General features: G+C 71.4%; 14 protein-coding genes. 3 read left to right on the top strand and 11 right to left on the bottom strand.

The window, feature by feature from the left end:
• Window positions 1–317: 317 nt before the first annotated feature.
• Entirely contained in the window at window positions 318–2,906 is a 2,589-nt protein-coding gene (locus FZ983_RS26635) for a DUF4347 domain-containing protein (RefSeq protein WP_149227069.1), read from the top strand.
• A gap of 45 nt (window positions 2,907–2,951) precedes the next feature.
• Here FZ983_RS26635 and bluB read toward each other — a convergent pair whose 3' ends face one another.
• From bluB to cobA, 3 genes are read right to left on the bottom strand one after another with little or no spacing between them, the layout of a single operon-like run.
• On the bottom strand, window positions 2,952–3,605 hold the full coding sequence (gene bluB / locus FZ983_RS26640; protein ID WP_149227071.1) for a 5,6-dimethylbenzimidazole synthase: 654 nt from the start codon (window positions 3,603–3,605) through the stop codon (window positions 2,952–2,954).
• 4 nt (window positions 3,606–3,609) lie between these two features.
• The gene (locus tag FZ983_RS26645) at window positions 3,610–4,923 is read right to left on the bottom strand and encodes a cobyrinate a,c-diamide synthase (protein WP_149227073.1); all 1,314 of its coding nucleotides are present in this window, start codon (window positions 4,921–4,923) and stop codon (window positions 3,610–3,612) included.
• A complete protein-coding gene (cobA, locus tag FZ983_RS26650) occupies window positions 4,916–5,716 on the bottom strand; it encodes a uroporphyrinogen-III C-methyltransferase (RefSeq protein WP_149227075.1) in 801 nt (266 codons plus the stop codon). The genes FZ983_RS26645 and cobA overlap by 8 nt, the downstream gene beginning before the upstream one ends.
• On the opposite strand from cobA, the gene FZ983_RS26655 reads away from it, so the two are divergent.
• Window positions 5,715–6,902: a cobalt-precorrin-5B (C(1))-methyltransferase gene (locus FZ983_RS26655; RefSeq protein ID WP_149227228.1), complete on the top strand. Its 1,188-nt coding sequence runs from the start codon at window positions 5,715–5,717 to the stop codon at window positions 6,900–6,902. The two genes, cobA and FZ983_RS26655, sit on opposite strands and share 2 nt — an antisense overlap.
• A gap of 158 nt (window positions 6,903–7,060) precedes the next feature.
• Here the strand turns inward: FZ983_RS26655 and cobM are convergent, their stop codons facing one another.
• From cobM to cbiE, 3 genes are read right to left on the bottom strand one after another with little or no spacing between them, the layout of a single operon-like run.
• Window positions 7,061–7,822 carry a precorrin-4 C(11)-methyltransferase gene (gene cobM / locus FZ983_RS26660; RefSeq protein ID WP_149227077.1) on the bottom strand — a complete coding sequence of 254 codons (762 nt, stop codon included), beginning with the start codon at window positions 7,820–7,822 and terminating at the stop codon, window positions 7,061–7,063.
• Window positions 7,819–8,262, bottom strand: coding sequence for a cobalamin biosynthesis protein (locus FZ983_RS26665; RefSeq protein WP_149227079.1), 444 nt, complete (start codon window positions 8,260–8,262; stop codon window positions 7,819–7,821). Before FZ983_RS26665 ends, cobM begins: the two co-directional genes overlap by 4 nt.
• Window positions 8,250–9,488, bottom strand: coding sequence for a precorrin-6y C5,15-methyltransferase (decarboxylating) subunit CbiE (gene cbiE, locus FZ983_RS26670; protein ID WP_149227230.1), 1,239 nt, complete (start codon window positions 9,486–9,488; stop codon window positions 8,250–8,252). The genes FZ983_RS26665 and cbiE overlap by 13 nt, the downstream gene beginning before the upstream one ends.
• A 40-nt stretch (window positions 9,489–9,528) precedes the next feature.
• Between cbiE and FZ983_RS26675 the strand changes: the two genes are divergently transcribed.
• A complete protein-coding gene (locus FZ983_RS26675; RefSeq protein ID WP_149227081.1) occupies window positions 9,529–10,269 on the top strand; it encodes a cobalt-precorrin-6A reductase in 741 nt (246 codons plus the stop codon).
• Window positions 10,270–10,433: 164 nt separating this feature from the next.
• On the opposite strand, the gene cobJ is transcribed toward FZ983_RS26675, so the two are convergent.
• From cobJ to cobN, 5 genes are read right to left on the bottom strand one after another with little or no spacing between them, the layout of a single operon-like run.
• Window positions 10,434–11,207, bottom strand: coding sequence for a precorrin-3B C(17)-methyltransferase (cobJ, locus tag FZ983_RS26680; protein WP_149227083.1), 774 nt, complete (start codon window positions 11,205–11,207; stop codon window positions 10,434–10,436).
• Window positions 11,204–11,959: a precorrin-2 C(20)-methyltransferase gene (locus FZ983_RS26685; RefSeq protein ID WP_149227085.1), complete on the bottom strand. Its 756-nt coding sequence runs from the start codon at window positions 11,957–11,959 to the stop codon at window positions 11,204–11,206. Before FZ983_RS26685 ends, cobJ begins: the two co-directional genes overlap by 4 nt.
• A complete protein-coding gene (locus FZ983_RS26690; protein ID WP_149227087.1) occupies window positions 11,956–12,594 on the bottom strand; it encodes a precorrin-8X methylmutase in 639 nt (212 codons plus the stop codon). Before FZ983_RS26690 ends, FZ983_RS26685 begins: the two co-directional genes overlap by 4 nt.
• Window positions 12,587–13,918: a precorrin-3B synthase gene (gene cobG, locus FZ983_RS26695; RefSeq protein WP_149227089.1), complete on the bottom strand. Its 1,332-nt coding sequence runs from the start codon at window positions 13,916–13,918 to the stop codon at window positions 12,587–12,589. Before cobG ends, FZ983_RS26690 begins: the two co-directional genes overlap by 8 nt.
• Window positions 13,915–17,307: a cobaltochelatase subunit CobN gene (cobN, locus tag FZ983_RS26700; protein ID WP_149227091.1), complete on the bottom strand. Its 3,393-nt coding sequence runs from the start codon at window positions 17,305–17,307 to the stop codon at window positions 13,915–13,917. The genes cobG and cobN overlap by 4 nt, the downstream gene beginning before the upstream one ends.
• Window positions 17,308–17,431: the final 124 nt, after the last annotated feature.

Consider the following 17,431-nt stretch of genomic DNA (forward strand, 5'->3'; position numbering starts at 1 on the left):
CATTCCGATATAGGTCAAACAAATTGGCCCCAGCCAGTCGGCGCACCGAATGTTCCCGAATTGGGGGTAGTAGAGACCGCATCTACCCCGCTTTGACAAATGAGTGGAAAGACGGCGCCCCGGAGCGGAGTAGCCGGAGGGCGTCGAAATCGATTGTGACCGTCCTCTTTCGCCATTCCGGAGAAATCAGCTCGCCCGGCCGGGCGCGATGCTTCCCAAGGAATGATCGGCTTATTGGGCGTTGTGGCCTGGGCAGGATCCCGTACATCACAGTACGCGCAAAACGATTTCCAACAACTCCCCAGAAAGGGGTTTTCATGCACGGGATCATTCTTGCCGACGCCGGGCTGGCCGATATCGACGCGTTGATCGGCCGGCACGCGCCGGATGTGACGGTGATCCGGGTGGCCGCCGACGAGGACGCTCTCGGCCTGATCGCCGACGCCCTGGAGACGGGGCCGGCGGCGGTCCACCTGATCGCCCATGGCGCGCCGGGCGTGGTGAAGCTGGGGGCGATGCCGCTCGACACCAGCGCCCTATTGGACCGCCGCTGGCCCGATGCGACCGGCACCGAGATCCTGATCCATGCCTGCGACGTCGGCGCCGGAGGCAACGGCCGCCGCTTCGTGGAGCGTCTGGCCGCCGTCACCGGCGCGCGCGTCGCCGCCGCCAGCCACCCGGTCGGCCATGCCGACCAGGGCGGTTCCTGGGAGCTCGACGTGGTGACCGGCCCGATCCTGGCGGCCCGTCCCTTCGCGGGCGCCGATGCCTGGCCGCACCGGCTGGCCTACAGCGGCACCCCGACGTCGGGCAACGACACGCTGGTCGGCGACAATGGCGGCAACACGATCAACGGGCTGGCCGGCAACGACAGCATCGTCGGCGGCACCGGCAACGACAGCCTGGTCGGCGGGATCGGCAACGACACGCTGGTCGGCGGCGGCAACACCGGCGTTGCGGCCGGAGACACCATGAATGGCGGGCTGGGCGCCGACCATTATGTCGGCGGCAGCGGCTTCAACATCGTCACCTACGAGGACGCCACCGCCGGCATTACGCTGGACCTGATCAACGGCGCCAACAACACCGGCGAGGCGGCCGGCGATACCTTCGTCAACATCCAGCGCTGGATCGGTTCGGAATATGCCGACAGCCTGACGGCGGGCGACACCGCGGTGTGGTTCTGGGGCCATGGCGGCAACGACGTCGAGCATGGCGGGGCCGGCAACGACACGCTGGAGGCCGGCGACGGCAACGACAGCGTCTTCGGCGGCGGCGGCAACGACCTGATGTATGGCCGCGCCGACAACGACGAGCTGCATGGTGAACTCGGCGACGACACGGTGGCCGGCGGCGGCGGTGCCGACCTGATCTACGGCGATGCCGGCAACGACCTGCTGAAGGGCGATTGGGAACGCGACACCATCCACGGCGGCGATGGCGACGACACCATCCTGGCCGGTATCGTCACCGCCGGCAGCTATACCCAGACCCAGGCCGACACGATCTTCGGCGAGGCCGGCAACGACCGCTACATCGTCGTCAGCCAATATGACGCCGGCACCGTCAGCTTCGACGGCGGCACCGGCACCGACACGCTGGAGGTCCGGTCGGACAATCTGACCAGCTTCAACGGCTACAATCTGGAATACCACAACGACGTCGCGTCGCCGAAGATCGACATCAGCGGCATGACGCTGACCAGTGTCGAGACGCTGGCCCTGACCGGCAGCCAGCGCCACACCGTGACGATGACGGCGGCCCAGGCCAACGGCTTCACCGGCATCACCGGCGCGGTCACCGGCGACGCCTTCGCTATCGCCGGTGCGTCGCTGTCGGGCAGCGTGGGCACCGGCAGCGGCGGCACGCTCCAGGCCGGCCAGGTCCAAGCGGAGACGGTGAACGGCGTCACCCTGGTCCATATCGGGATGAACGGCACCGCCGGGGCCGACGTGACCCTGCGCATCGCCGGCAGCTTCGCCGCGTCGAACATCAGCCTGTCCGGCAACACCATCACGCTGGGTCAGGCCGGCACCGGCGGCAACACGGGCGGGGGCGATACCGGCGGCGGGACTCCTGGCGGCGGCACTCCCGGAGGCGGCACTGGCGGCTCCACGGGCGGCCTGACGCTGACCGGCACCGATGCCCGCGACTATCTGGCCGGCGGCAGCGGCAACGACGTCATCACCGGCAATGGCGGCAACGACTACATGGTCGGCGGCGCCGGCAGCGACAGTTTCGTCTTCAAGCCCGGCGACGGCTGGGACTATGTCGCCGACTTCCAGGCCGGCAGCAGCGGCGACGTGCTGAACGTCGCGGGCTGGGCCGGGCTTACCGACTTTAACGCGGTGATGGCCGCCACCACCCAGGAGGGCGCCAACACCATCGTCCGTTTCGACGACAACAACAGCGTCACCCTGGCCAACGTCACCCGCAGCAGCCTGACCGCCGCCAACTTCTCCTTCCTCAATGCTTCGCCTGGGGCCTCTCCCGGCGGCAGCACGGGCGGCGGTTCCACCGGTGGTGGTTCGACCGGCGGTACCGGCCAGACCGTCACCGGGACCTCGGCGGGCGAGTATCTGGCCGGCGGCAGCGGCAACGACACCATCACCGGCAATGGCGGCAACGACTACATGGTCGGCGGCGCCGGGCGGGATACCTTCGTGCAGGGCGCGGCCGACGGCTGGGACTGCATCGGCGATTTCCAGGCCGGCACCGGCGGCGATGTCATCGACCTGCGCAGCGTCGCCGGCTTCACCAGCTTGAACGACGTGCTGACCCACTCCGTCCAGAACGGGGCCGACCTGTCGATCGACATCGGCAGCACCAGCACCCTCAAGCTGATGAGCGTCGACCGCGGCACCCTGACGGCGGAAAACTTCCTGTTCGCCAACCCGATCGGCTGAACAGGCGACGGGCGCCATCCCCGCACGGGGGTGGCGCCCGTCCCTTCACTCCCCCTGCCAGCGGTCGCGGAACACCAGATCCTCCAGCGGCAGGCGCTTGCGCCAGCCCTTGGTTTCCAGTTCCGGCGTCGCTTCGAAATGGGTGACGTGGCCGAGGCAGAGATAGGCGATCGGCACGATGCGTTCCGGGATGCCCAGCGCGTCCCGCAGCGCGTCCTCGTGCAGGATGCTGACCCAGCCTACCCCCAGACCTTCCGCCCGCGCCGCCAGCCACAAATTCTGCACGGCGCAGACGCAGCTGTAGAGGTCCATCGCCGGCATGTGGGTGCGGCCGAGCACCACCGGGCCGGAGCGCTCGCGGTCGCAGGTGATGCAGAGATTGATCGGCGCCTCGCGGATGCCTTCCAGCTTCAGCCGGCTGTAGAGGCTGCGCCGTTCCCCCTCGAACATCGCCGCCGCTTCCTCGGTGGCGCGGGTGAAGTCGGCGTGGATGCGGGACTTCACGGCTGGATCGGTGACGACGATGAAGTTCCACGGCTGCATGAACCCCACCGACGGCGCATGGTGCGCGGCCAGCAGGATGCGGGTCAGCACCTCGTCCGGCACCGGATCGGGCCGGAACTGCCCGCGCACGTCGCGGCGGGAGAAGATCGCCTTGTAGAGCGCGTCACGCTCCGCCGGGGTGAAGTCATCCTCCATCCCCTTACCCCCGCGCGATCAGATGGACGAAGGACCCCAGCGCCAGCCCGCGCCGGCTGCCCAGCGCTCCCAGGTCGCTGCCGTCCGCTGCCGTCGCATGCAGCAGCGGCGCGTCGTCGCCGCGGGCAAGGGTCGAGGCATAGTGGAACTCGTGCCCCATCAGCGGCGATCCCGCCGGTCCCAGCGGCCCGTCGGCCAGCAGGGCCGTCCGGCGATAGCCCAGATGCAGCCGCCGCTTGGCGAAGGAGGTCCGGACCCCCAACAGCCCGGCCATCGGGTGGGTGACGCCGTCGGCATCCTCCAGCGTCTCGCCCATGACCATGTAGCCGCCGCACTCGCCATAGACCGGCACCCGCTCCGCCGCCGCGCGCAGGCCGTCGCGGAATCGGCGGTTGGCGGCGAGGCGGCCGGCATGCAGCTCCGGATAGCCGCCGGGCAGATAGACGGCGTCCGCATCCGGCGAGGGCGCCTCGTCCGCCAGGGGGGAGAAGAAACGCAGCTCCGCGCCCGCCGCCTGCCAGCCGGCGGTCAGGTGCGGATAGACGAAGGTGAAGGCGGCATCCCGCGCGATGGCGATGCGCTGGCCCAGCGGCGGCAGGGCAGGGGCGTCGTTGCCCGGCCCGGCCTTGGACGGCTTGGCGAGCGCAACGACACGGTCCAGGTCCACATGCTCGGCGACGAAGCGGCCGAGTGCGGCCAACCGGTCGACCAGCCCCTCCGTCTCGTCGGCCTGGACGAGGCCGAGATGGCGTTCAGGCAGGCTGAGGTCCGGCGCGCGCGGCAGGGCGCCCAGCAGGGGGATGCCCAACGCCTCGATGGCGTTGCCGGCGAGTGCGGTGTGGCGCGGGCTGCCGACATTGTTCAGCACGACGCCGCCGATGGTCACGTCGTCGCGGTAGGTGGCGAAGCCCTTCACCAACGCCGCGGCCGACTGCGACTGTCCCTTGGCGTTCACCACCAGCAGCACCGGCCAGCCGGTGCGCGCCGCGATCTCCGCCGTCGATCCGGTGCCGGTGGCGCCGACCCCGGCCACGCCGTCGAACAGGCCCATCAGCGCTTCGCAGACCAGCAGGTCGGCGCCCTCGGCGGCGCGGGCGGCCAGCCCATCCAGCAGGTCCGGCCCCATCGCCCATGTGTCGAGGTTCACGCTCGGCCGGCCGGTGGCGGCGCGGTGGAAGGCCGGGTCGATGTAGTCCGGTCCCGACTTCACCGCCCCCACCGCCACGCCGCGGGCACGGAGCGCCGCCAGCAGCCCCAGCGTCAGCGTCGTTTTGCCGGTGCCCGATGCCGGGGCGGCGATGATGATGCCATTAGCCATGGTGCAGCGCCATCTGGCCCGGCAGCCACTCCAGCGCCGGGCGCAGCCGCACCACCTCGCCGATCACGATGATGGCGGGCGGCTCCAGTTCGCTGGCCGCCAGATCGGCAACGCAGGTGCCGAGGCTGGTGACGAGGCTCTTCTGGTTGGCGGTCGTCGCTTCCGTCACCACGCCGACCGGGGTGTCGGCGGACAGGCCGCCGGCCATCAGCTCCGCCGCGATGGTCGGCAGCGCCTTCCAGCCCATATAGAGGATCAGCGGCGCCCTGGTGGCGGCCAGCGCCCGCCAATCCGGCCCGCCGCCCAGCGAATGGCCGGTCGCCAGGATCACCGCCTGGTTGGTGTCGCGGTGGGTCGCCGGAATGCCGGCATAGGCCGGGCCGGCGATGCCCGACGTGATGCCGGGGACGATGCGGAAGGGAATGCCCTCCGCCGCCAGCGCCTGCGCCTCCTCGCCGCCGCGGCCGAAGACGAAGGGGTCGCCGCCCTTCAGGCGCAGGACGCGGTGGCCCTCCTTCGCCAGTTCGATCAGGCGGTTAGTGATGTCGTCCTGATGGGCGGAGGGGCGGCCGCCGCGCTTTCCGGCGAACTCCAGCCTTGCCGACGGGCTGGCGAGCGCCATGATCCGTTCGCCGACCAGCGCGTCATGGACGATGACGTCGGCTTGCCTTAGACCTTGCAGCGCCAGCAGGGTCAGCAGGCCGGGGTCGCCGGGGCCGGACCCGGCCAGCCAGACGCTGCCGGGGGCGAAGGGGACCAGGACGCTTTCGGGAATGGACGACTCAAACGACATGAACGCGGACTCGGGCTCGGAGAAGACGGAAGGCGGTGCGGAGGGTGCCGGGGAGCATGCTACACCCTTGCGCCGCGGCTGGACGACGGGAACCTGCGCCACTGCTGCGGCGCGGGCGGCTGCTGAAGCTCTGTTCGGCCGGGAGTTTCCCGATCCGGTGGCCGTGACCCTGCCCGGCGGCCAGACCCCGGCCTTTGCCCTGGCGGTGACGGAGCGGGGGGAGGGGCCGGATGGACCCTGGACCGCGGCCGGCGTGGTCAAGGATGCCGGCGACGATCCCGATGTGACCCATGGCGCGCTGGTGCGGGCGCGGGTGTGGCGTGGAGCGCCGGGCAGCGGCGTGAGTTTCCGCGCCGGTCCCGGCGTCGGCACCGTGACCCTGCCCGGCCTGCCGCTGGCCGTCGGCGAACCGGCGATCAACCCGGTGCCGCGCAGCATGATCGCGCAGGCGGTAGGGGAGGCGGCCGCCGCGGCCGGCCAGCCGGCCGACGTGGTGGTCGAGGTCGGGGTGGAGAATGGCGAGCAGCTCGCCAAGCGCACCATGAACGGCCGGCTCGGCATTCTGGGCGGGCTGTCGATCCTGGGGACGACGGGGATCGTCGTGCCCTATTCCTGCGCGGCTTGGATCGCCTCGATCCAGCGCGGCATCGACGTGGCGCGCGCCGCCGGACTGACCCATGTCGCGGCCTGCACCGGCGATCTGTCGGAAAAGGCGGTGGTGGCGCGCTACGGCCTGTCCGAACAGGCACTGATCGACATGGGCGATTTCGTCGGAGGCACGCTGAAATACCTGCGCCGGCATCCCATTCCGCGCCTGACCCTGTGCGGCGGCTTCGCCAAGTTCGGCAAGCTGGCGCGCGGGCTGATGGATCTGCACAGCAAGCGCCATGCTGTCGATTTCGACTGGCTGGCCGGGCGGCTGGCGGAACTGGGGGCCGGGCCGGAGCTGATCACGCAAGCGCGCGGCGCCAACACGGCGGCGCAGGTGCTGGGCATGGCGGATGCCGCCGGCCTGCGGCTGGCAGATCATGTGGCCGAGCTGGCCCGCCGAGCCGCGCAGCAGGTGCTGGAGGATGCACCGGTCGCTGTCGAGGTGCTCGTCACCGACCGCCAGGGGCGGGTCGTTGGGTGTGCGCCATCTCTCGCTCTTGTGAACCCTCTCCCCCCCGGGGAGAGGGCAGGGTGAGGGGGATGCGTGGCGGGGAGCGTCCGGCAAGCGGATCCCCCTCACCCAACCCTCTCCCCACTTTCGGCGGACCGGAGGTCCGCCTGTCGCGTCAGCGCAAACTTCGTTTGCGCGTGAGCGGGGGGGAGAGGGCCTTTTTGCGTGCTGGGCACGCAACCTCACTCCCCCAGCCCCCGGTAACGCCGCACATGGCTGCCGTCATACAGCGCGCTGCAGCGGAACTCCTCATGGCCCAGCGCCGGGCCGACCAGGATCAGTGCGGTGCGTTCCATCGGTGAGGCCGCGACCTGCGCCGCGATGTTGGACAGCGTGCCGCGCAGCACCCGCTCGTCCGGCCATGTCGCGCGATAGACCACCGCAGCCGGGCAGTCGGCGCCGTAGAGCGGAGTCAGCCGCTCCACCACCCGGTCGATGACGTGGATCGACAGGTGGATCGCCAGCGTGGCGCCCGAAGCGCCCAGCACCTCCAGCGTCTCGTTGGCGGGCATGGCCGACGCGCGCCCCTCGGTGCGGGTCAGGATCAGCGTCTGGCTGACCTCCGGCAGGGTCAGCTCCCGCCCCAGCGCGGCCGATGCGGCGGCGAAGGCCGGCACGCCGGGGGTGATGGTGTAGGGGATGCCCAGTTCCCGCAGCGCGCGGGTCTGCTCGCCCAATGCGCTGTAGACCGACAGGTCGCCCGAATGCAGCCGGGCCACGTCCTTGCCGGCGGCATGTGCGGCCTGGAACTCAGCGACGATCTCCTCCAGCGTCAGCGGGGCGGTGTCGATGATGCGGGCGTCGGCGGGGGCGTGGGCGATGATCTCCTTCGGCACCAGAGAGCCGGCATAGAGGCAGACCGGACAACGCGCGATCAGGTCGCGACCACGCAGTGTCAGCAGGTCGGGAGCGCCCGGTCCGGCACCGATGAAATGGACGGTCATGAACGGGTCTCCGAAAGGGCGACTGCGGGCAAAGCAAGTGCCACGGTGGCGCGGGGGGTGGAGCGGCGCGGCAGCAGCAGGCGCGATCCCGGCCCGGCGGCGGCCAGCGCCGCGGCCTCCGCGACCGAGGCCAGCCCGACCGCGGCCAGCACGGTGGAGGAACGGGTGTGGACGCGGTCCTGCGCCGCCAGCATCGCGTCCTCCTCGATGAAGCGCAGCGGCAGGCCGAGCGCGCGGGCGGCCTCCGCCAACCCCGCTTCGTCGGCCTTCATCGCCGGGGCGGCGAGGGCCGCCAATTGGCGCGTGGCGTCGGGCAGGGCCGCCTCGTCGAAGGCGGCGACGACCAGACCGGCGATCTCCTCCCAACCGCAGCCGCGGCGGCAACCCAGCCCCACGAAAACCGGGCCGAATAGCAGGGCATCGGGCGTCAGGCGGTCCATGTGCCCTCCCCATGCGGTTTTTCCGCTCGCCACAGCGTGACCGGCATGGCGGCGCGCCAGCCACGGAAGCCGCCGACCGCCGATGCGCGGGCAACGGCGATCTGGGTCAGTTCACCGCCCAGCCGCTTGTGCGCATCGAACAGCACCGCCTCGCTTTCCAGCGTCACCGCGTTGGCGGCGATCCGGCCGCCGGCGGGCAGGGCGTCCCAGCAGGCCGCCAGCACGCCATCCGCGGTCAACCCGCCGCCGATGAAGATGGCGTCCGGCTGCTCGAGCCCGGCCAGCACTGCCGGGGCCTTGCCGCGCGCCAGAGCCAAGCCGGGAACGCCGAAGGATGCGGCGTTGGCGAGGATGCGGTCGATGCGCTCCGGGTGGTGCTCAACGGCGATGGCGCGGTTGGCGGGGTCGCACAGCATCCATTCGATGCCGATGGAGCCCGACCCGGCGCCGACGTCCCATAGCAGCTCGCCCCGGCGCGGGGCCAGGAAGGACAGGGTGACGGCACGCACCTCGCGCTTGGTGATCTGGCCGTCATGCTCGAACCAGTCGTCGGGCAGGCCGGGCGCCAGCGGCAGGATTTGGGCGCCGGGGCTGGCAACGCAGTCCAGTGCAATGGTGTTGAGGTCGGCGACCTGTTCGGCGGTCCAGGCGTCGGCGGTCGCCTCCAGCCGGGCTTCGCGCGGTCCACCCATCGCCTCCAGCACTGTCAGGTGCGACTTCCCGAAGCCGCGGGCGCGCAGCAGGGCGGCGAGCTTCGCCGGGGTCGTTCCGTCCCAGGAAAGAAGCAGAAGTTTGGAGTTCGGTTGCAGATGCGGAACGACCTGCTCCAGCGGACGGCCATGAACGGTCAGGCAGCGGCAGTCCTGCAGGGGCCAGCCCAGCCGAGATGCGGCGAGGCTGAAGGCGGACGCCGCCGGGATCACAGTCGTTTCCGCAGCCGGAACGAGTCGCGACAGGGTGGCGCCGACGCCGTACCAGGACGGATCGCCGCTCGCCAGCACACAGATCCGCTGTCCGCGCCGCGCGATCAGGCCGGGGAAGGCGTCGGTGATCGGCAACGGCCAGGGCAATCGTTCCTGTCCGGCAACGACCGGCACGAGATCGAGGTGACGGTTGCCACCATAGAGGATGGCCGCGCCTTCGACCGCCGCGCGGGCGGCAGGCGACAAACCGTCCCAGCCATCCTCGCCGATGCCGACGATGCTGAGCCAGCGGGCCGTTCCCATGCTATCCATGGCGCCGATCCTGACGGGTGGGGAGGGGGAAATGGTCAAAGTCCTGATCCTGGGCGGCACGACGGAGGCGACGGCGCTGGCGAAACGGTTGGCCGGCCATCCCGGCATCGACGCCCGCGTGTCGCTGGCCGGCCGGACGAAGAATCCGGTCCTGCCGCCGCTGCCGACCCGCATCGGCGGTTTCGGCGGGGTGGAGGGCTTGGCCGGTTACCTGCGCACCGAGGGGATCGGTGCGGTGATCGACGCGACGCATCCCTTCGCGGCGCAGATTTCCGCCAATGCCGCCGCGGCCTGTGCACAGGTCGGCGTGCCGCTGCGTGTCCTGACCCGGCCGGCCTGGGTGGCGGGGCCGGGCGACCGCTGGATCGGCGTGCCGGACATGGATGTCGCGGCGCTGGCGCTCCGCGGCCTGGGCGACCCCGTGTTCCTGACCATCGGCCGGCAGGAGGTCGCGGCCTTCGAGGCGACGCCGGACAAGCGCTACCTGATCCGCGCCGTCGATCCGCCGGAGCCGATGCCGGCCCTGCCACGCATGAGCCTGATCCTCGACCGCGGGCCCTTCACCGTGGAGGGCGAACTGGCGCTGATGCGCGGGGAGGGAGTGGAGGTGGTGGTGAGCAAGAACAGCGGCGGACGCGCCACCGACGCGAAGCTGGAAGCCGCGCGCGAGCTTGGCCTGCCGGTGGTGATGGTGGAGCGGCCGGCGGGCAACGGTGTGGCGGAATTGCACGACGTCGATGCGGCGGTGGGATGGTTGGAGGGGGTGGGCTGACTCTTCCCCCTGCTGAATCCCCCTCTCCCCCTCGGGGAGAGGGTCGGGGTGAGGGGGATGCACCACGTGACTTCCCCAGAATCCTCGCCGCGCGTCCCCCTCACCCAGCCCTCTCCCTGGGGGGGAGAGGGTTACTCGCGGCGGATTGGTCGTCACGCACATCCTCACCCCCGATAATGCCGGGGCGTATACACCCAGCGCCCGCCATCCGCCCGCGCCACGAAGCGGGTGTGCGAGGCGCCGATGATGACCAGCGTGCGCATGTCCGCCTGCTCCGCCCGCACCTCGCCCAAGGTCGTGACGGTCAATTCCTCGTCCGGGCGGCCGATTGCGCGGCCCAGCACGATGGGGGTCTCGGGCGCGCGGATGTCGCGCAGGGCGTCGAAGGCGGCGCCAAGCTGCCAGGGACGGGCTTTGGAAATCGGGTTGTAGAGCGCGATGACGAAATCCGCCTCCGCCGCCAGACGCAGGCGCTTCAGCACCACATCCCACGGCTTGAGATTGTCGGACAGCGAGATGGCGCAGAAATCATGCCCCAGCGGCGCCCCGGCCCGCGCGGCGGCGGCCTGCATGGCGGAAACGCCGGGATCGACTGACAGAGGCACCGCGCGCCAAGCCTCCGGCGCGTCAGGATCGTCGAGCGCCTCGAAGATGGCGGCGGCCATGGCGAAGATGCCGGGATCGCCGCCCGACACCACCGCCACCCGCCGGCCCTGTGCCGCCAGATCGAGCGCGAAACGGGCGCGGTCCAACTCCACCCGGTTGTCGGAGGCGTGGCGCACCTGATTTCCCGGCGGCACCCGATCGACATAGGGGAAATAGCCGACGAGGTCGGTCGCTTCGGCCAGATCGCGCCGGGCCTCCGGCGTCAGCCAGTCCTCTGGTCCGGGGCCAAGCCCGACGACTTTGAGCCAGCCATTGTTCTCAGGGCCGCTCATCCGCGTTTGCCCTCGCCCGGAATGACGATCTGCGAGAAGTAGGGGGCGACGTCCGGCGCCTCCAGGAAGGGCATGAAGCGCTGTTCGTCCATGCTGGCGCGCTCCACATACCACGCCCGCTCGGCCAGCCCGGCGGCGGCGATGGCGCGGCGCACCTTGGGCAGGTTCTGGCCCAGCTTCATCACCACGCAGGCGTCGGCGGCGGTCAGCGCGCGGACCAGCGCTGCCTCGTCCAGCGTGCCGGGGATCACCGACAGCACGTCGTCGCGCAGCATCAGCGGGCGCGGCAGAAGCGAGGCGCTGCACACCATGCTGGTGACGCCGGGGATGACCTCCGCCTTGAAGCGGCCGGACAGCCGCAGGAACAGATGCATGAAGGAGCCGTAGAAGAATGGATCCCCCTCGTTCAGCGCCGCAACGGAGCGGCCGGCGGCGAGATGCTCCGCGATGCGCTCGGCCGACTCATCGAAGAAGGCTTCGATCTGGCGGCCATACTCCGGGTGGGTCGGCGGCAGTTCCACCGTCACCGGATAGACCATCGGCAGCTCGATCTGGTCTGGAGTGATGGCTTGGTCAGCGATGCGGCGGGCCTGGCCCCTGGTGCCCCGCTTGCAGAAATAGGCGACGACCGGGCAGGCGCCGATGGTGCGCACCGCCTTCAGCGTCATCAACTCCGGGTCGCCGGGGCCGACGCCGACGCCGAACAGGGTGCCCAGGGTGGACGGATTTGGGGAGGAGATATCGCCGCTCATTCCACGTCGCTCGCCAGCGCGTTGACGGCGGCGGCGGCCATGGCGCTGCCGCCGCGCCGGCCCCGGATCGCCAGATAGGGGACGCCGAAGGGGTTTTCGGCCAGCGCCTCCTTGCTTTCCATCGCGCCGACGAAGCCGACCGGGAAGCCCAGGATCGCCGCCGGTTTGGGCGCACCGGCCGCCAGTATCTCCAGCAGGTAGAACAGCGCGGTCGGCGCGTTGCCGATGGCGACCACCGATCCGCCCAGCCGGTCGCCCCACAGGTCGAGCGCGGCGGCGGAGCGGGTGTTGCCGATGCTCTTGGCCAGATCGGGCACGGCGGCGTCGCGGAGCGTGCAGACCACCGCGTTGTCCGCCGGCAGGCGGGCGCGGGTCACGCCATGGGCGACCATCTCGCTGTCGCAGAGGACCGGCGCGCCGGAGCGCAGGGCGGCGCGGGCGGCGGCGCCGACATCGGCGGAGAACAGCAGGTCCTGGGCCGCATCGACCATGCCGCAGGCGTGGATGACGCGAACCGCCACCGGCTTCAGGTCGTCGGGGATGGCGGACAGGTCGGCCTCCGCCCGGATGGTGGCGAAGGACTGGCGGTAGATGGCCGCTCCGTCGCGGATATAGTCGTAGAGCGGCTCAGGCACCGGCGGACTCCTCGGTCAACAGATCCGCGACGCGGGCCACGGCGTCGGCGGGGGACAGGCCGGTGTGCGGGGAATCGTCACCGGGTTTGGCGTTCAGGGCGACGTCATACACCCCGTCGCGGGCGGTCAGGGTGACATCGGCGATGGCGGGATGGGCGCAGCCCTTGGCGCAGCCCGACACATGCACCATTCGCACATGGTCCAGCAAGGGGCCTGCGCGCTCGGCGATGGCGAGCGCCGTCGCATGGGTGTCGGTGGTGCCGACATCGCAGCCGCCAGCCCCGCTGCAGGCGGTCAGCTTCAGGCGGCGGTCGGTGTGCGACAGGATGGCGCCGTGGGCATGGGCGACGGTTTCGGCGTCGGCGGAGGGGCCGACGAGGATCAGGGCGCGCCAGGGGGTAATGCGGATTTCGGTGCAGGCGGAGGCTAGGGCGGAGAGGGTGGCGGCGGTGAGGCGGCCGAAGGGGAAGGCGACCACTTTCCCGGCTATGAGTCCCTTCTCCCCCCCGGGGAGAAGGTTGGGATGAGGGGGTTCGGCGGAGCCGAAGACATCCATGAGGTGCGGCACTTGCCCCCACCCTAACCCTCCCCCGCTGGGCGGGGGAGGGGATATCAGCGGGGAGAGGCGCGTTGCGAACGGCTCAATTCCAATCGCGGCAACCAAACCGGCCATGCGGCGCGGCGGCTCCGGCAGCGATGCGCGCAATTCCAGGAAAGCGCGGCCCAGCGCGGAGGCCACATCCGCAACGTCCTCCGCCCGGCACAGCCCCAACGGTGCGGCCTTCGCCAGCGACCCGCCGAGAGACACCCGGAACCGCTCCGCGTCCACCGCGTCGAAGCGTACGTCCGTGCTGCTGTCCGCCAGATGGCCGATGCCGCCGCCGCAGACCAGCCAGCCGAATTTCGGCGGCAGGCGGTGCAGGGCCGTATCCGCCGCCAGCCGCGTGTCGAGCGTACGTGCCGCCGCCCGTACGTCCATCAACGCGCTGGGGTCCAGCCCGGCGGTGGGGGAGCACAGGACGTTGCGCACCGCCTCGCTCGCCGCATCGCTGGAGACATAGCCCATCTCGCGCAGGGCGTCGGTCACCGGCTCCAGCGCGTCGGCGGGAATGCCGCGGAGCTGCAGGTTGCCGCGGTGGCTGAGGTCGATCAGGCCGTTGCCGTAACGATTGCCCAACTCCGCGATGCGACGGGCGTGGTCGGCGGGCAGCACGCCGGTGGGGACGCGGACGCGCAGCAGGAACCCGTCGCCGACCTGCATCGGCGCCAGCACGCCGGGGCAGGTGCCGCGCCGTCTCGGCTGGGTCGGCACAGGGTTCGTCATGCGGCGGTCTCCCGGAGGCGCCGCAGATCCTCCGCGGTGGAGTTGCGGCGGGGATGCCACAGGCCGCGGTCGAGCGCCTCGCTCATGCGCGCCAGAATGTGCCGGGCAGCCGCCGGATTGGCATGCGACAGGAAGTCCCACACCTCCGCATCCTCGACGTACGCGTCATACAGCTGGTCGAAATGGGCGGGACGTACGGCGTCGGTGGTGGCGGCGAAGGCGAACAGCGTGTCGACGCCGGCCGCCAGTTCCGCCGCCCCGCGATAGCCGTGACGCATCATGCCCTGGATCCAGCGCGGGTTGGCCGCCCGGCCGCGCAGGGTGCGGGCGATCTCCTCCGCCAGCGTGCGGACGGCGAGCCTTTCCGGATCGGCGCTGTCGAGATGGTAAAGCGCCGGTTCGGAGTCCTCCAGCGCCGCCGCTGCCGCGAAACCGCCCTCGAACTGCATGAAGCCGTCGGTGGACAGCACGTCATGCTCGCGCTGGTCCTGGTGGTGGACCAGGGCGTCGGCCCCCCCCACCCGGCGGCGGAACAATGCCGGCAGCGGCACCCCCTCCAGCCCGGCACCATAGGCGTGGCAGCCGCCCTCCAGATAGGCGGCGCCGAAATCGGCCCGCGTGGTCCAGTCGCCGCGTGCGATCATGCCGGAGAGCGCGGTGCCGTAGATGCCGGGGGCGGCGCCGAAAATGCGGGCGGTGGCCCAGCGGTGGGCGTCCGCCGCGTCGGTGCCGGATGCCGCAAGGCGCTGTTCCTCGGCCCGCGCGGTGGCGGCGAGCGGATTGGTGTCGTCGGGCTCGTCCAGTCCGGCGACGGCACGCACCGCCTGATCGAACAGGGCGATCTGCTGCGGGAAAACGTCGCGGAACAGGCCGGAGATGCGCAGCGTCACATCCACCCGCGGGCGGCCCAGCACGCCGGCCGGCATGATCTCGTAGCCGGTGACGCGGCCGGAGCCGTTCTCCCAGATCGGACGGACGCCCAGCAGGGCCAGCGCCTGCGCCAGCTCGTCGCCGCCGGTGCGCATGGCGGGGGTGCCCCAGCAATCGACCACCAGCCGCCGCGGCCAGTCGCCATGATCCTGCAGATAGCGGGTGATCAGCGCGTCCGCCGCCTGCCATCCCAGCGTCCAGGCGGTCGGCGTCGGCACGCCGCGCGGGTCGAGCGCATAGAGGTTCCGCCCGGTTGGCAGGGTGTCCGCCCGCCCACGCGCCGGCGAGCCGCCGGGGCCAGGGCGGACGAAACGGCCGTCCAGCCCGTCGAGCAGCGCCCGCATCTCCGCCTCGCCGCAGGCGTCCACCGCGGCGGCGACCATGACCGGATCGGCGGTGCGGGCAACGGCGGCGGTCAGGCGGTCGCGGCGCTCGCCGGTCGGGTTGTGGCCGAAGACATGCAGACCGTCGCGGATCTGCAGTTCCTTGATGTCGCAGAGATGGGCGTCCAGCCGCGACAGGATGGCGTCGGGATCGTCGTCGGGCCGCAGGTTACAGTCGGCGGCGACGCCGGATTTCCAGGCGAGGTCGAGGATCGTCTCGCGCAGCATGCCCAGCCGCCGCGGGTCGAGCCCGGTCGCCTGCGAATACTCGTCGATGGCGTTTTCCAGCGCGGCGAGCTCGCCATAGAGGCCGGACTCCACCGGCGGCGGGGTCAAATGGCCGATCAGCACGGCGCCGAGGCGGCGGCGGGCCTGCACGCCCTCACCGGGGTTGTTGACGATGAAGGGATAAAGGGTCGGCAGGGCGCCGCCGACGATCTCCGGCCAGCAATCGGCCGACAGCGCCACCGCCTTGCCCGGCAGCCATTCCAGCGTGCCATGGGCGCCGATCTGCACCAGGGCATGGATGTCCATGGTATGGCGCAGCCACAGGTAAAAGGCGAGATAGCCGTGGCTGGGGGGCGTGTCGGGGTCGTGATGCTGGGCGGTGGTCAGAGGACCGTGGCCGCGGCTGGGCTGTACCGCAACCACGGCATTGCCGCAGGGCAGGACGCGGAAGGCGAAGGCGCCGTCGCGGCAGGCGGGATCGGCCTCGGGCTCGCCCCAGGTCTGGGCGATGCGGGCGCGCAGCTCCGGCGGGGCGAGTCGCTCATAGTCGGCGAGCGACAGGGTCGGGGTGGGGGCGGAGGTCAGGGCCGCCATCAGGTCGGCGCCGCTGTCCGGGATGGCGGACAGGCCGTAGCCTTCGGCGGACAGGCGGTGAAGCATCGCCACCGTGCTGGCCGGGCTGTCGAGGCCCACCGCATGGCCGATGCCGCCGCCGGGGCCGGGATAGTCTGACAGCACCAGCGCCAGCCGCCGCTCCGCCCGCGGGATGCGGGACAGGCGGACCCAGCTTGCGGCGAGGTCGGCGGTGAAAGCCACACGGTCGGGGATCGGGCGCAGGACCGGGGCGGCGAATTGCAGGTCGGGGTCGGGCTCCCCCGCCGTCTTGAAGGCGACGGCGCGGGCGATGATGCGGCCGTCCATCTCCGGCAGCACGACGTTCATGGCGAGGTCGGACGGTCCGAGGCCGCGTGACGAGGCCTGCCAGCCGGATTCCGGCGTGGTGGCGAGGATGGCCTGCAGGACCGGGCTGCCGTTGGCTTCCAGCGGGGAGCCGTCATCGCGGGCGGCGGAGAAGGCGGTGGTGTTGACGACGACTGCGGCGTTCTGCGCGGTCAGGCTGGCGCGCATCCAGGCGGCGCAGTCCGGCTCCTTCAGGCTGGCCACGAACAGCGGACGCGGGGCGAGGCTGCGGGCGGCCAGTGCGTCGCACAGGGCATGGACCGGGGCGAGATCGCCGGCCAAAAGGTGAGAGCGATAGAAGACGACCGCCGCAACGGGAGCGTCGGTGGGGGCGGGACCGCTCCAGCCGTCATAGGCGCCGAAGCGCGGCACCGGGGCAGGGTCGTCCTGGGGCAGGGGCGTGCCGGCGAGAGTCGCGGCACAGGCCAGCAGCTGGGCCATGTTGGCCGGGCCGCCCTCGGTGAAATAGCGCCACAGCCGGTCGGTGGCGTCGGGGGCGACGGTGCCGTAGGCGGTCAGGTTCGGGTCGGGCTGCGCCTCGCCGGAGAGGACGGCCAGCGGGATGGCGCGCTCGCGGCAAAGGCCGGACAGGCGGTCGAGGCCGTAGCGCCAATAGCCGCTGCCGCCGAGCAGGCGTAGGACCACCAGCTTCGCCTTGGCGACGATGCTGTCGGCGTAGAGGTCCACCGACAGGGGATGGCCGAGCCGGTTGAGGTTGGCGAGGCGCAGGCTGGGCAAGCGGTCGCGCCCGGCCCGCCACGCGGTGGCGAGCGCAGTCAGGTCGCTGTCGGAGAAAGACAGCATGACGAGGTCGGCCGGCGTCTGCCCCAGGTCTTCCGCCTGGGGGCCGGCGTCCAGTTCGTCCTGGCGGGCGGCGAGCAGGTGCATGGGTGTCCGCGGATACGTTCAAGGAGCGGGGACACTTGCCCCCACCCTAACCCTCCCCCGCTGGGCGGGGGAGGGGACAGGTGCTTGTGCGGAAGAGCGGCGGCAGTCCCTCCCCCGCCCAGCG

The sequence above is a fragment of the Azospirillum sp. B21 genome, from assembly GCF_008364825.1.
Taxonomy (GTDB): domain Bacteria; phylum Pseudomonadota; class Alphaproteobacteria; order Azospirillales; family Azospirillaceae; genus Azospirillum.